This window comes from Olleya aquimaris (assembly GCF_003259525.1).
Classification (GTDB): Bacteria; Bacteroidota; Bacteroidia; order Flavobacteriales; family Flavobacteriaceae; genus Olleya; species Olleya aquimaris.
In genome coordinates, this window is record NZ_QLLO01000001.1 from 339,366 (window position 1) to 354,022 (window position 14,657).

The 14,657-nt window shown below is 33.6% G+C and carries 14 protein-coding genes; 3 read left to right on the forward strand and 11 right to left on the reverse strand.

Translation table 11 applies throughout. The annotated features are described in order from the left end of the window. The 9 genes from mzmL to LY08_RS01615 form a co-directional block, all read right to left on the reverse strand. Positions 1-864, reverse strand: coding sequence for a quorum-quenching N-acyl-homoserine lactonase MzmL (gene mzmL / locus LY08_RS01575; protein ID WP_111658683.1), 864 nt, complete (start codon positions 862-864; stop codon positions 1-3). A 12-nt stretch (positions 865-876) separates the two neighbouring features. Further along, a complete protein-coding gene (gene sufB, locus LY08_RS01580) occupies positions 877-2,325 on the reverse strand; it encodes a Fe-S cluster assembly protein SufB (RefSeq protein ID WP_111658684.1) in 1,449 nt (482 codons plus the stop codon). Positions 2,326-2,347: 22 nt separating this feature from the next. Beyond that, on the reverse strand, positions 2,348-2,725 hold the full coding sequence (locus tag LY08_RS01585; protein WP_111658685.1) for a four helix bundle protein: 378 nt from the start codon (positions 2,723-2,725) through the stop codon (positions 2,348-2,350). A 28-nt stretch (positions 2,726-2,753) separates the two neighbouring features. Next, positions 2,754-3,083, reverse strand: coding sequence for a HesB/IscA family protein (locus tag LY08_RS01590; RefSeq protein WP_111658686.1), 330 nt, complete (start codon positions 3,081-3,083; stop codon positions 2,754-2,756). 105 nt (positions 3,084-3,188) lie between these two features. Further along, on the reverse strand, positions 3,189-4,262 hold the full coding sequence (locus LY08_RS01595) for a cytochrome-c peroxidase (protein WP_111658687.1): 1,074 nt from the start codon (positions 4,260-4,262) through the stop codon (positions 3,189-3,191). Between the two features lie 3 nt (positions 4,263-4,265). After that, on the reverse strand, positions 4,266-5,030 hold the full coding sequence (locus tag LY08_RS01600; protein WP_111658688.1) for an MbnP family protein: 765 nt from the start codon (positions 5,028-5,030) through the stop codon (positions 4,266-4,268). 2 nt (positions 5,031-5,032) lie between these two features. Further along, positions 5,033-6,343, reverse strand: coding sequence for a hypothetical protein (locus LY08_RS01605; protein ID WP_245907530.1), 1,311 nt, complete (start codon positions 6,341-6,343; stop codon positions 5,033-5,035). Between the two features lie 47 nt (positions 6,344-6,390). After that, positions 6,391-7,767 carry a choice-of-anchor B family protein gene (locus LY08_RS01610; RefSeq protein WP_111658690.1) on the reverse strand — a complete coding sequence of 459 codons (1,377 nt, stop codon included), beginning with the start codon at positions 7,765-7,767 and terminating at the stop codon, positions 6,391-6,393. Positions 7,768-7,771: 4 nt separating this feature from the next. Further along, positions 7,772-9,322 carry a choice-of-anchor B family protein gene (locus tag LY08_RS01615; protein ID WP_111658691.1) on the reverse strand — a complete coding sequence of 517 codons (1,551 nt, stop codon included), beginning with the start codon at positions 9,320-9,322 and terminating at the stop codon, positions 7,772-7,774. A 176-nt stretch (positions 9,323-9,498) separates the two neighbouring features. Here LY08_RS01615 and thiL point away from each other — a divergent pair, with 176 nt between their 5' ends. Further along, positions 9,499-10,548: a thiamine-phosphate kinase gene (thiL, locus tag LY08_RS01620; RefSeq protein WP_111658692.1), complete on the forward strand. Its 1,050-nt coding sequence runs from the start codon at positions 9,499-9,501 to the stop codon at positions 10,546-10,548. On the opposite strand, the gene LY08_RS01625 is transcribed toward thiL, so the two are convergent. Together LY08_RS01625 and LY08_RS01630 are read right to left on the reverse strand one after the other, a co-directional pair. Then, positions 10,545-10,823, reverse strand: a complete 279-nt coding sequence (locus tag LY08_RS01625) for a hypothetical protein (RefSeq protein WP_111658693.1) — start codon at positions 10,821-10,823, stop codon at positions 10,545-10,547. The two genes, thiL and LY08_RS01625, sit on opposite strands and share 4 nt — an antisense overlap. 104 nt (positions 10,824-10,927) lie before the next feature. Next, entirely contained in the window at positions 10,928-11,701 is a 774-nt protein-coding gene (locus LY08_RS01630; RefSeq protein ID WP_111658694.1) for an alpha/beta fold hydrolase, read from the reverse strand. A gap of 96 nt (positions 11,702-11,797) precedes the next feature. Here LY08_RS01630 and LY08_RS01635 point away from each other — a divergent pair, with 96 nt between their 5' ends. Beyond that, positions 11,798-13,348 (forward strand): serine hydrolase, encoded by a 1,551-nt coding sequence (locus tag LY08_RS01635; protein WP_111658695.1) that lies wholly within the window; start codon positions 11,798-11,800, stop codon positions 13,346-13,348. 1 nt (position 13,349) lies between these two features. Further along, positions 13,350-14,645, forward strand: a complete 1,296-nt coding sequence (brnQ, locus tag LY08_RS01640) for a branched-chain amino acid transport system II carrier protein (RefSeq protein ID WP_111658881.1) — start codon at positions 13,350-13,352, stop codon at positions 14,643-14,645. Positions 14,646-14,657: the final 12 nt, after the last annotated feature.

A 14,657-nucleotide genomic window follows, 5' to 3' on the forward strand; every position in this document is an offset into this window, starting at 1 on the left:
TTATTGAATAGGTTCTGGTGCATGATTTAAACTGTTAAAATCTTTTTGCGAGTGTTGTATTATAACACGTGCTCTTGTTTGTTCTGCAAACTCTTCAAAAGCAGACATTGATGCTTTAGTATCTTCAACACTAAAATTGAAACTTGGTACAATACCACCTTCTCTGTTTTCTTCAAAATGATATAAATCTCCAGTTAGTAATAATGGACCTTCTTGTTCTAAATCTACAAATAACGATTGGTGTCCTGGTGTGTGACCAGGTGTAAATTTAATCACAACCTTACCGTCTCCAAAAACATCAAAATCGCCATTAAGTCTTTTTACATTTTTTAAATCTTTTATAGCATTATAGTTGTCTGCATTTTGTTTTTGTTGTGCCTCACTGGTTACAAATTCAAATTCTTCTTCTTGAACTAACCATGTTGCATCAGCAAACTTTGAAGCAGAACCAGTATGATCAAAATGGGTGTGTGATAATGCTATATATTTAAAGTCTTTTGTTGACAAACCAATTTGCTTAAGCTGCTCATCAATACCATGTTTTCTTGACACAGTAAAAGCACCATTTGGAGTTGTAAATGGTTCTTGTCCAACAAGTCCTTCACCCAAACCTGCGTCCCAAAGTAAATTACCTTCTGGATGTTGAATCACATAAAAGGCATCAGCAAAAGTTTTTGTTTCACCTTTATACAAATCTCCTTGCGAAAAAATCTCTAGCATATTAACCTGAACGGTTCCACCATCAAACATAAACATCTTTACAGGTTCTTGTTGTTTAGTATCTACAGTTTCACTTTCTTTTTTGTCTTGTTTACAAGCCACAAAAAGCGATAAGGTTATAATAATGATAATTAGTTTTTTCATAGAAATTAGTTTTTATCCAACAGATCCTTCTAAAGAAATTTCAAGAAGTTTTTGAGCTTCTACTGCAAACTCCATAGGAAGCTTGTTTAAAACATCTTTACTAAATCCGTTTACAATTAAGGCAATTGCTTTTTCTGTATCTATACCACGTTGGTTACAATAAAAAATCTGGTCTTCACCAATTTTACTGGTTGTAGCTTCGTGTTCTATTTGAGCTGTTTTATTTTTTGCTTCAATATACGGGAAGGTATGAGCACCACACTCGTTACCCATTAGTAAACTATCGCATTGCGAAAAATTACGTGCATTTTCTGCACGACTATTAATTTGCACTAAACCTCTGTAAGAATTTTGAGATTTTCCAGCAGAAATACCTTTAGAAATTATGGTTGACTTAGTGTTTTTACCTAAGTGAATCATTTTTGTACCTGTATCTGCTTGTTGAAAATTATTAGTAACAGCAATCGAGTAAAACTCGCCAACAGAATTATCTCCTTTTAGTATACAACTTGGATATTTCCAGGTAACTGCACTACCAGTTTCTACTTGTGTCCAAGAGATTTTAGCGTTTTTCTCGCAGATTCCACGTTTGGTAACAAAGTTGTAAACACCACCTTTTCCTTCTGCAGTTCCTGGAAACCAGTTTTGAACTGTAGAATATTTTATCTCTGCATCTTCTAAAGCAATTAGCTCTACAACTGCTGCGTGTAATTGGTTTTCGTCTCTGCTAGGAGCCGTACAACCTTCTAAATAGGATACGTAACTGCCTTCATCTGCAATAACTAATGTACGCTCAAACTGACCTGTTCCTGCTTGGTTAATTCTGAAGTAGGTGGAAAGTTCCATTGGACAACGTACCCCTTTTGGAATGTAACAGAAAGAACCATCACTAAATACTGCACTGTTTAAAGCAGCGTAAAAATTGTCTTTTGTTGGGACAACAGTACCAATATATTTTTTTACAAGTTCTGGATGCTCTTTTATAGCTTCAGAAATACTCATAAAAATAATACCTTTTTCTGCTAAAGTTTTCTTGAAAGTTGTTGCTACAGAAACCGAATCTACAACCACATCCATAGCGATGTTGTTCATCTTTTTCTGCTCGTCAACAGAAATTCCTAATTTTTTATACATCGCTAATAAATCAGGATCGACATCGTCTAAAGTCTTATTTGGATCTACAGACTTTGGAGCAGAGTAGTAAGCTATGGCTTGAAAATCTGGCTTTTTGTATGTTACATTAGCCCATTCTGGTTCTGCCATTTCTTTCCAACCTCTAAAGGCTTCTAATCTCCAATTAGTCATCCATTCTGGCTCTTCTTTTTTCTTAGAAATAGCACGAACGATATCTTCATTTAGACCAATAGGAAAGGTGTCAGATTCTAAATCTGTATAAAAACCATATTCGTATTCTTTGGTTTTTAATTCTTCTCTAAGGTCATCCTCTGTATATTTACTCATAAAAGTTATAATGTTGTAAAGTTTAAAGTTTTAAAGTTGAAGATAAATATTTTATCAATCCACTAATTAACTTTGAAACTTCATTTACTTTTGTTGTTAAATTTTTAAACTCTTTTTCAGTTATATATTCTAAATCGAAAGCTAAGTAAGTTTGAGATCTAAATTCTCCAGCTGAAGCTTTAGCGATATATAAAAATCTTATAAATTCTTTTGTTGTCTCTCTTTCAAAACCTTCAGCAATATTTGAAGAAATTGAAATACTTGACTTTCTTATCTGATCTCTTAATCCAAAATCTTTAGAAAAAGAATCATTTTTATTTGTTACTATATAGATGTCTTTGTTAAATTCTCTTGACTTTTGCCATGATATAATTTCTTCAAAGGAATTAAACTTAGCCATTAACTTTAATACTTTTTAACTTTCTACTTTATAAACTAAAGGATTCTCCACAACCGCATGTGCGATTGGCGTTAGGATTATTAAACACGAAACCAGTTCCGTTCAATCCTCCAGAATACTCTAAAGTGGTTCCTATTAAATACAGAAAGCTCTTTTTGTCAACAATAATTTTTACGTCATTATCTTCAAAAACTTTATCCTCTTCTGCTTTTTGTTTGTCAAATTTTAAATCGTAAGACAAACCAGAACAACCACCACTTTTAACACCCACGCGAACGTAGTCTGTACTTGGGTTAAAGCCATCATCATTCATTAGTTCGATGACCTTTTTTTTAGCTGTATCAGAAACTTTTATCATATCTGTTAAATAGATTAAATCTAAATTGAGTGCAAAGATACAACATCAGTCGCTTTTTACCACATCAACTAACATTATATTAGCATATGGTTTGATTGATTTTGTTTATTGAGGAAGGAATGCAGGATTATTAATAAAAGAGGGGTCGGATAGGGTTAATAAGAAGGCTTTTAAATCTGCTTTATCTTGATCTGAAAGATTAACACCACCTTGATCTACCTTTTTCATTAATGGGTCAATGGTTGAAGAGGCTTTTAGACCTGTGCTGTATTGCTCAATCACTTCGTCTAAAGTTGCAAATCGTCCATCATGCATATAAGGCGCTGTGTATGCTAAATTTCGTAACGAAGGTGAACGGAATTTACCATTATCGTTTGGATTACCTGTGACTTCACCTAATCCTAAATCAGTAAAACTAGCATCTAAACCATTGTTATGAAATTGATTATCTGTCCACAATGGATTATTTGGATTTCCGTGACAATGGAAACAGTCACCTCTTGTTTCGTCCATAAAAACATCAAAACCATTTTGTTCTTGAGGCGTTAAAGTTACTTCACCATTTAAAAACTTGTCAAATTTTGAGTTGCCTGAAATTAAAGTACGTTCAAATTGTGCAATTGCTTTTGTAACTAACTCTTTAGTAATAGTTGAAACTCCAAATGCTTGATTGAATAACGTTGGATATTCTGGATGATTATTTAGTTTTTGTTCGACTGAAGACCAATCTGAATGTCCTAACTCGTTAGGGTCAATAACTGGCTCTAAAGCTTGTTGTTCTAATCCTAAAGCGTGACCATCCCAAAAATATTTGTCGTCAAAATTCCATGCTAAGTTAAATAATGGCATGCTGTTCCTGCTACCTAAACCACCAGAAACACCAACGCTTAATTGGTTAGGGTCCGAGAATGCTTGTTGAGGTAAATGGCAGCTAGCACAAGCTTTAGTATTATCTATTGAAAGAATTCTGTCAAAAAACAAGCGCTTTCCTAAAGCGACTCCTTCTACAGTTAAAGGATTATTTATCGGAATTATTGGATCAATTAATTTTTCTTGAAATAGAGTGGGAATGTCTAATTGATAAGGAATAGGCACATAAGCGCTTGCTGGTGTTTCATCGGATTTAGAACATGATAAAACCACCAATACAATACTACATAATGCTATCCAATATCTCATGTTTTAAAAAGAAATTTCACCAATAGTAAATACACTCATTACATTCTCTTGCATCATTTTTTGTGCGTCATAATTTGGCATTAATGGTGTGTCCAGTACGTTTAAATCCCAAGTGTTTGGGTTTTTAAAAAACTCGGCTATATTCATTTTAACTTCTATAGAAGCATCACTTGAAATTAAAATTGGAGTGTCTAAATTGATGACTGCAAAATTTTGTTCAAACACTCCATCACTTACTCTTGCAGTTCCGTTATGGTAATTAAAAGGGCTTGAAGCTGTGGTGTCTACGTTATACATACCATCAAATTGTAAAAAGTGATATCCACCACCTAAATTTGCTGGCCAACTCCAATTTTCTGTATTTAAATCTTGATAAGCACCATCCATATTATCTGCTTCGTTAAAGCCCCAAATAAATCTTAAAGTATAAGTTCCAGTTGGGATGTTGTTTATTTCTGGAGTGAAATTATATGTTGTTTCATCAGACACATCGGTAAATTTATAACCATCAAAAGTATAAACATCTCCAGAAGTATTAATTAGTTGAAACCTAGACACTAAATATCTAATTCTACTCATACTAATAACTTCTCCGTTTTCATTGGTAACAATTTCGGTTTGAAGATTAGTACTATTTATTAATGTGTCATCCCAATGATGAGTAAAGTTAAATGCAATACTTGCTAAAGGTGTAGTATTATCATCAGGATCTTCATGACAAGCAAACGATAAACTAGCTAATATTAAAAGTAAAATTGTCCTTTTCATTTTTATTTAATTTCTATTAAAAGTAAATCGGTAAACCCTTTATTTTCTATAATGTCCATATCATTACTACTGGATTCTCCTACCGTTATAATGTTTCCATTATCAAGTTCTGCAATTCCGTAGGCAAAATCTACATTTGTTCCACCTACAGCTTGTTGCCAAATTAGGTTTCCGGAATTATCAATTTTAATTATCCAAGCATCATTTTGTCCTTGATTTACGGTTACGTTTCCGGATGCACTTCTAGAGCTTCCGCAAATAACAAAGCCATTATCATTGGTTTTAGCAACAGCACGACCTACGTCAAAATTTTCGCCTCCATAGGTTTTCTCCCAAAGAAGTTCTCCTGTTGGAGAAATTTTAATAATCCAAACATCTGCTGCTCCAAAATTAGAGCTAACATCTGTGTCTTCTCCTCTTGTATCACCAATGATTAGATAATTACCATCACCTGAATTTATAACTGCTCTAGCTTCATCAATTTCTGTGCTTCCAAAAGATTTTTCCCATTGTAAAACTCCTGTGGAAGACACTTTTGTAACCCAAAAATCATACGACCCATTGTTGTTGGAAACATCTGTATCATCACTATCTGAAGATCCAACAATTAAATAGCCATTATCCTCTGTTTGTATGGCATCAAAAGCAGTGTCTGTAAATAATCCACCAAGGTATTTGCTCCACTGGATATTTCCAGACTGATCTAGCTTTAGTGTCCAATAATCACCACCTGCATGTTGTGTTTGCGAGTTTCTTGTATTTCCTGCACCACCAGAAGCGGTTACATCTAAAACACCAGTAATAAAATAGCCGCCATCGTTGGTTTGTAGTATGGAATATCCAGTATCTATTCCTGAATAACCATAGGTTTTTTGCCACACAAGATTACCTTGCGCATCTGTTTTTATAACCCAAAAATCTTCCTGACCGTTATTGTTAGTTACATCTCCATCGTTACTGTATGTATGACCAATAATAGCAAAACCACCATCTTGAGTTTGGATGACCTGATTGCCTCTTTCGTCACTTGTTCCTCCGTAAGTTTTTGACCATTCTAGTTGACTATCTTCATTATATTTTAATAACCACACATCATAACTTTCGTTATCTTTTGTCGTTACGTCACCATCCATAGATTGTGTAAAACCTAAAACGATATAACCACCATCTGTTGTGTTTTTAACAGATTGTCCGCTTTCGTTTTTAGAGCCTCCTAAAGTGGTTACTTGTTCAATAATACCTTGTGCTGAATCTGGATTGTTATTAGGTAAAACATTATCATCATCTTTACAAGACGAGATTAAAAACAACATAATAATTATGGATGAAAAAGAGAGATATGACGATTTAAACCGCATAATTAATTACTTTTTCTAACAATTATTAGTCCACTATCTATATCTCCAATAATAATATTGTTGCTAGCAAAATAAGGATAAACACTCCATGCACCATTGTAATTTGCACTGTCGCTAGATGGATAAGTGTCAAAAAAACCTGTTTCTGTAATTGGGTTAGTGGAAGAATTAATATTTGAAATATCCAAAACTCGTAATCCAGCTCTATAATTAGCTAAATAATATTCATCCCCTTTAACATAGCCATTATGGTCTATAGCAGGTGTTGGTCCAAAATAATCTGCATGTAAAACAGGATTGTCTAAGTCTGTAAAATCAAAAATAATGGTCTTACTATTAAACCCAAATGACGTTTCGTCTGTCTCGTCACCAAGGATAAAGTATTTTTGATCGTCTGTAAACCAACCTTGATGTGCATAAGAGGTTTGCGGATAAGTAAAACTGCTAATTTGTGTAATATTCGATTTATCTGTAACATCTAAAATCACAACTTGATCGGTGTTACCATTACTACCAACAAAAATTTCACGCCCAGAATAATCTGAATCTGGTCCATTATAAGTGACTACCTGTGCATCATGGGTGTAACCCATAGCAGTATAATCTCCTAAGTATGTCGGGTTAGTCGGGTCAGAGATATCCACAAAAATAGGACCTCCACCATTAGTGCTAATACATCCTACTAAATAGGCGATACCTTCAGATTCATTTATTACAATATTGTGACAGCTATCAACACCATTAAAGATAGCATCTGCAGTAAACGTTTCTGGTGCATTGGTAACATTTCTTAATCGTGTTAAATCAAAAACTTGCATACCATGTTGTCCAACATTATCTGCAACTATAAATGCGTGATTATTGTAAGTTTTTACATCTCGCCAAACGTTTGATCCAGCATTTGAATTTAATCGTCCTAAAAAGACAGGATTTACAGGGTCTGTAATGTCTACAAAAGCTGTACTGTTTGAAAGAGCTATAATAGCATATTCTTTATTATCTAAAGGATCTGTCCAGCCCCAAATATCACTCCCATCTGCATTAGAAATACCACTTAATGTAGCAAGATCTATTTCGGCCATCAAGTCATAGCCACTACAAGGGTATTGGCCAGCCATACCATTTACACAGGGAAATTGTGGTAGAGATTGTTGTGTGTCGCAAGCATCACCAATACCATCATTATCAGAGTCTTCTTGATTGGGATTTGCAATATCGGGACAATTATCGATAGCATTAGCTATACCATCTTGATCAGTATCAGGAGCGTTAGTTCCTGAATTGTCATCACCGTTAGAACAACTTTGATGGATTAATACCAAGCAACAAACGGTTAATATAATTGCTGAAGATTTTATTAACTTTTTAAATAGTTTCATAGTGTTATTTATTGACAACTAATTTTTTGGAAATAGAATTATTTATCTTAATAAGATACATTCCATTGCTAAATTGTTGTATTGGTAAAACGAAGGTGTCTACATTTATATTGCTTTTAGAAAACAGCTTTTTACCTAACACATTATAAATAGAAACAGATGTTATAGTCTGTCCTTCTGAAGCTTTTATTGTTGAGGTTAATTTAGTAGGATTTGGAGAAATTGTAAACGCTGTTTCTAATTTAAATTCTTCTGTCGATAAAGGATTATTACTTGCTCTAACCACAAACAAACCACGCTCTATATCGCTAATAACGATGTTTCCACTATTAAAGTAAGGGTAGATGCTCCAAGCTCCATTAAAAGCGGTTCCATTATTATTTGGATAAGTGTCAAAATAATTAATTTCTGTCAAGGCGTTTAAAGGTGCTCCAATGTTAGAAATATCTAAAACACGCATTCCAGCTCTATAATTTGCCAAATAAAAAGTGTTTCCTTTTACATAACCATTATGATCTATAGCAGCAGAGGGACCAAAATATATAGATGACAAAACAGGGTTGTCCAAATCCAACATATCAAAAACAAAAGTTCTGGTATTATTTCCAAAGGATTGCTCGTCTGTTTCGTCACCAAAAATAAAATAACGATGATCTTCTGTAAACCAACCTTGGTGTGCATAACCTGGAGTAGGATATGTAATTTCTGAAATAAACTGCGGATTACTTTTATCTGTTACATCTAACACAACAACTCTGTCATTAGAACCTCCATTACTTGCTAATAAAATTTCTCTTCCTACATAACTTGATACACCACTGATATCTGCATTAGTATCGGTTCCGTTATAAGTAATAACCTGAGCATCATGAGTATACCCTGCAGCAGAGTAACTGCCAACTATAGTTGGATTTAAAGGCGATGAAATATCTACAAAAACAGGTCCGCCATTTGCTGCACCACCACAACCAACTAAATAGGCAATTCCTTCGGACTCATTTATAACAATATTATGGCAACTTCCAATAGAAATTCCATTGTCGCCATTAAAGACTTGTACATTTCCATCAGCTGGGTCACTTGTGTAAGTTAAATCTGCATTGACACCCAAACGTAGGTTGGTTAGATCAAAGATTTGCATACCATGACTTCCAACTCCATCTGCAACTATATATGCATGATTGTTGTATACTTTTACATCTCTCCAAAATGAGGTGTTACCATTAGCGGTTTCAATTCTTCCTAGAAAAACTGGATTAATTGGGTCTGTAATATTAACAAAAGCTGTACTGTTTGTAGTAGCTATAATTGCATATTCGTCACCATTTAAAGGGTCTGTCCAACCCCAAATATCGCTACCTTCTTCGGTACCCAAAGTTGTTGCTAAAGTTGAAATGGGCACACGTGATATCAAATCATAGCCATCACAAGGGTAGCTAGTGGTTACTCCATCTATAGTTTGGGTTGCAAAACCATTTATGCACGGATTTTGTGCCACAATATTTGGGCTAATAAGTAGTATGATTAGCGCTATAAGTATTCTTGAAACAGTCATTAGGTTAAGTTGTTCTAAATTTTAGTCTTACAAATTTAACAGAATTACCGACAAATTGCTTACAATACGTGTTAAATTGCTTGTTACCTGCTGGTTTAATGATTCAATTTTAAAAGGTCTAAACAATTTCATCTCTTTTTTATCTTCAATTAAGTTATGGTTACTATTTTTGCAGTATGATAGAAGATAAAAATCAACAACGTACAGAATTAAGTCAACTAGGTGAGTTTGGATTAATAGACCACTTGTCTAAAAACTTTGAGGTTAAGCAACAATCTACCATTAAAACCATCGGAGATGATGCTGCAGTTTTAGAATTTAAAGATAAAAGAGTAGTTGTAACCACAGATTTTTTAGTAGAAGGCGTTCACTTTGATTTAAGTTATATGCCACTAAAACACTTGGGTTATAAAGCTGTAATTGTTAATTTATCAGATGTGTATGCAATGAATGCAGAAGCCACACAAGTTACAGTTTCTATAGCTGTGTCTAATCGTTTTCCTTTAGAAGCAATTGAAGAGTTATATGCAGGAATTCAAACTGCTTGTAAATTATACAATGTAGATTTAGTTGGTGGTGATACAACGTCATCTACATCTGGATTAATTATTTCTGTAACTGCTATTGGACAGGTAGATAAAGACAAAGAAGTGTATCGTAGTGGAGCAAAACCTAACGATTTATTAGTAGTTTCTGGAGATATTGGAGGTGCTTATCTTGGGTTGCAAGTTTTAGAACGCGAAAAAGAAGTATTTAAAGTAAATCCAAACAATCAACCCGATTTAGAGGCGTATACTTATATAATAGAACGTCAATTAAAACCTGAAGCTAGAAAAGATGTTATTAAATTACTACAAGATTTAGACGTTAAACCTACATCTATGATAGATATAAGTGATGGGTTATCTTCAGAGATTTTACATTTATGTAAGCATAGCAAAGTAGGTTGTGATTTATATGAAAACAAATTACCCCTAGACCCTCAAGTAATTTCTACTTGTGAAGAGTTTAATTTGGACAGTACTACAATTGCGTTAAATGGAGGTGAAGATTATGAATTGCTAATGACCGTTTCGCAAGAAGATTTTCCAAAAATAAAAGCTAATCCTAATTTGACGGTTATTGGTTACATTACTGAAGAAAATGCAGGTGCACACCTAGTGACTAGAGCAGATCAAAAAATAAAATTAACAGCTCAAGGTTGGAATAGTTTTGATAAAGATTAAGAAGTCATTTTTAAATTAGAAAAAGCTTCTTTGTTTTTAGCAAATCGTTTCATTTTGTTTTTATGAATACGTTCTAAAACCGCATTGATTTCTTTAAACTTATCAGTTAATTCTGTTAAATACCCATTGCCATTTGTTGTCATTTGCTTTTTGCAATTGCAGCAATTATATTCTTTAACATGATAAGTCACTTTTTTGCTAACTTGAAAGTTATGTCCAAAAATTGAACAATATAAACTTCCTTTGTGTTTATTAGTAGTTTCAACTTTTTTCATAAGTAGGTTTTTTTGCAAGAATTTACATATTAAACTAGTAATCCGATAATTAGCGACGTTCTAATATATAAATAATAACACATAACCTCGACAAAAAGTTTCATTTATTCGATGAAATACCCAATTGCTTGTAAGAATTCTTCTTTATTTTCTATATGAGACATGTGTCCCTCGCTAAATACCTGATAATCAATTACATGCTTTTTTGAAAACTCAATGGTACTTTCAACGTCTATAACAGTGTCTTTTTTACCAATTATTATAAGTTTTTTAAAGGTTGCGTTTGCAAAAAATTTAGAATTATCCTCACGTAACTTCATGCCTTCTTGAGCAGCCATATAACCTTGTAGCGAAGTTTTAAGTGCAATTTGTAAGGCAGCATCAAAAGCTTCTTGATGTTTTACTTTACTTTCTGCGCTAAATAAATTAGCAAAACTCATACGTACCATATTATTAAAATTGGTTTGTATCATTTGGTTAGCGCGAGTTCTTAATTGCTTTTTTTCGTCATCATCAGCACTGTAGGTTGAGTTTAATAAACATAACCCTTTAATATTATGGGTATTTTGTTTTGCAAAAGCCAAAGCGACATAACCACCCATAGAATGACCAATAAACGTATATTTTCTGAGTTTTAAATGCTTTAAAACGGTGTGTACAGCATCTGCCATATCTTCCATGGTATGGACGTAGCCTATCGATTCGGATTTTCCATGACCTAGTAAATCAATACATATTACTTTGTTTTTTGAGGACAGAAGTGGTACTAAGTCCTGCCACATGGTACTATCTTCTAAAAAACCATGAAGCAAAACAACTGCAGGTCCTTTTCCAGAAACCGAATACCAAACGGAAGCATTTTTGTGTGTTATTGTCATAATAACAAAGATAGTATTTGTTGTGTTTTTGCTTCCGTTTTACAAGGAAGTATTTTTACTATATTTGATCACTTTCAATTAAATAAATTTGTTGTTATGAAGCTTAAAAAAGTACTGTTCTTATTTCTTTTAATCTGTCCATATTTTATTGCAGCACAAATAGAAGAAGCACAGCTGGATCAACTCATTCAAAAAACTCTAAAAACATTTGAAGTTCCAGGGATTTCTGTTGGAATTATAAAAGATGGAGAAGTGGTGTATGCTAAGGGTCATGGTGTGCGTGCCTTATCTAATAAAAAGGATATGAACAAAAACACCTTAGTTGGTGTCGCATCCAACAGTAAAGGCTTTACTTGTTTTGCATTGGCCATGTTGGTAGATCAAGGCAAGCTTAATTGGGATGATAAAGTCACACAACATATTCCAGAATTTAGATTACAAGACCCATGGGTTACAGCACATTTTACAGTTAGAGATTTAGTCACTCACAGAAGTGGATTAGGGTTGGGCTCTGGCGATTTAATGTTTTTTCCAGAAAATGGTCATTTTAAGGTAGAAGATATTATAAAAAATGTAAAATATTTAGAACCTCAATCTTCTTTTAGAAGCACTTTTGAATACAATAATAACATGTTTATTATAGCAGGCGAAGTATTAAAACGTGTTAGCGGATTGTCATGGGAGGATTTTATTGAAACTAAAATCATGAAGCCTGTAGGAATGACAAGTAGTAAAGCCTCATACAATCGTGTGACGGACAAATCAAATATCATTGAAGCACATACGTTGGCAGATGGGAAGTTGGAGCAAATTCCGCATGATTGGAGTGATACTGCAAATGCAGCTGGAGGAATTGTTAGTAATGTAGAAGACATGCTAACTTGGGCACAATTTTTAATGAATGATGCAGTGACCAAAAATGGCGAACGCCTATTATCTGAAGAACAGTTTCACGAGCTTTGGCAACTTCAAACCCCTTTAAAAGTTAGAAAAAATGATAGCTATAATTCTAATTTTAAAGGTTACGGATTAGGTTGGTTTGTAACAGATGTTAAAGGTGGATACAAGCAAGTGTACCACACTGGTGGATTGTTAGGTACGGTTACACAATTTACTATGATTCCAGATTTAGATTTAGCAATAGTCGTGTTAACTAATCAAATGAATGGCTCTGCGTTTAACACTATTACTAACACCATTAAAGATAGTTATTTGGGTTACGACAATAGAAATTGGTTAGAGCGTTTAGGAAAAAGCAATACCAACTGGTTAAAGTATAACGATAGCATAAAAGCAAGCGTGTATGCACAAGTGTCTAAAATGAAAAACAGCCCAATACTTCCTAAATCTTCAGCAATTACTGGGACTTATACAGATGATTGGTTTGGAAATGTAATTATATCTGAAAGTAATAATGACTTAACTATTACTTGTGAAAACTCTAAAACTTTAACAGGCCAATTGTTGCCATACAACGCAACAACATACGTTGCAAAATGGAATAACAGAAGCTATGATGCAGATGTCTTTGTGCAATTTTCTTTTAATGAAAAAGGCGAGGCGGTTAGTGCAACCATGAGCTATATTGCTCCAATTACAGATTTTAGCTTCGATTTTCAGAATTTAGAACTTGAAAAAACCAATTAATTTGAAAGCTAAAAAAGACCTTTTTATTACCAGTTTTGCCTTATTCTCTCTGTTTTTTGGAGCAGGAAACTTACTGCTTCCACCACTTTTAGGTTATAAAGCTGGAGACGATTGGTTTTGGGTTACTCTTGGATTTATTATTACTGCAGTTGCAATTCCAATAATTGGGATTTATGCACATGCCAAATTGCAAGGCACACTATACGATTTTGGTAAAAAAGTCTCTCCTGTTTTTAGTTTAATCTATTGCGTACTTATTTATGTAATTGCTGTTGCAATACCATCACCACGTACTGCAGCTGCAACGCATGAAATTGCCATACAACCAAATTTTGGGACGTCACCATTATTAACTAGTAGCATTTACTTTATTTTGGTATTGGTTTTTGCTTTAAATCGCTCTAAACTATTAAGTCTTATTGGTAAATATTTGACACCTTTTATTGTCATTATGTTGCTTATGGTAATTGGTATTGGGTTGTTTTCTGCTCAAATGATAACTAATACACCACAATTTGAAGCACCTATTACTAGCGGAATTTTAGAAGGGTATCAAACCTTTGATGCTATTGGAGCAGTAGTGGTTGGAGCTGTTATAATTATTTCTATCAATTTAAAATCCAACGCTTCATTTGAAGTCAAAAAAGACTTGATTAAAAAGTCAGGACTTATTGCTGGTTTTGGGTTGTTTGTTATTTACGCAGGATTAATTTCGGTTGGAGCCTTTTATGGATCAGAAATTAACCTAAATCAAGAGTTAAGTAGTGATATGCAACGTGCTAATTTACTAACTGGAATAAGCACTAAAGCTTTGGGGACTTTTGGTAATACCGTATTAAGTGTATTAATTTCTTTGGCATGCTTTACCACAGCAGTTGGAATAGTTACTGGAACAGCAGATTATTTTAAAGGTTTAATTAAAAATTCCCAGTTAGTTTATATAGTAACAGCTGTTGTAGCTTGTGTATTTGGTGTTGTTGTTGGACAATTAGATTTTAACTCTATTATTGTTATAGCCTTGCCTGTATTGTTACTTATCTATCCAATAACTATAGTCCTTATTTTATTAAACGCAATACCTGATACTTACGCTTCAAGTCTAGTCTTTAAAGTGGTTGTGCTATTAACTTTTGTATTTAGTGTTCCAGATGTTATTGGGTTTTTAAGTCCTTCTGAAACCTTAGGAAAACTAATTAGTTACATCCCATTTGCAAAAGATAGTTTAGGTTGGGTGCTACCTGCTTTTACTGGATTTATGTTAACAAATATATTGCAACAAAGAAAAAAGATGAATTAACTAATTATTCTA

Coding starts and splice junctions, on each gene's coding strand:
- LY08_RS01625 (WP_111658693.1), bottom strand. CDS start 10,823: ATGAAAAAAGTTGAAACTACTAATAAACACAAAGGAAGTTTATATTGT.
- thiL (WP_111658692.1), top strand. CDS start 9,499: ATGATAGAAGATAAAAATCAACAACGTACAGAATTAAGTCAACTAGGT.
- LY08_RS01635 (WP_111658695.1), top strand. CDS start 11,798: ATGAAGCTTAAAAAAGTACTGTTCTTATTTCTTTTAATCTGTCCATAT.
- LY08_RS01595 (WP_111658687.1), bottom strand. CDS start 4,262: ATGAGATATTGGATAGCATTATGTAGTATTGTATTGGTGGTTTTATCA.
- LY08_RS01615 (WP_111658691.1), bottom strand. CDS start 9,322: ATGACTGTTTCAAGAATACTTATAGCGCTAATCATACTACTTATTAGC.
- LY08_RS01630 (WP_111658694.1), bottom strand. CDS start 11,701: ATGACAATAACACACAAAAATGCTTCCGTTTGGTATTCGGTTTCTGGA.
- sufB (WP_111658684.1), bottom strand. CDS start 2,325: ATGAGTAAATATACAGAGGATGACCTTAGAGAAGAATTAAAAACCAAA.
- LY08_RS01605 (WP_245907530.1), bottom strand. CDS start 6,343: ATGTTGTTTTTAATCTCGTCTTGTAAAGATGATGATAATGTTTTACCT.
- LY08_RS01610 (WP_111658690.1), bottom strand. CDS start 7,767: ATGAAACTATTTAAAAAGTTAATAAAATCTTCAGCAATTATATTAACC.
- LY08_RS01600 (WP_111658688.1), bottom strand. CDS start 5,030: ATGAAAAGGACAATTTTACTTTTAATATTAGCTAGTTTATCGTTTGCT.
- LY08_RS01585 (WP_111658685.1), bottom strand. CDS start 2,725: ATGGCTAAGTTTAATTCCTTTGAAGAAATTATATCATGGCAAAAGTCA.
- mzmL (WP_111658683.1), bottom strand. CDS start 864: ATGAAAAAACTAATTATCATTATTATAACCTTATCGCTTTTTGTGGCT.
- LY08_RS01590 (WP_111658686.1), bottom strand. CDS start 3,083: ATGATAAAAGTTTCTGATACAGCTAAAAAAAAGGTCATCGAACTAATG.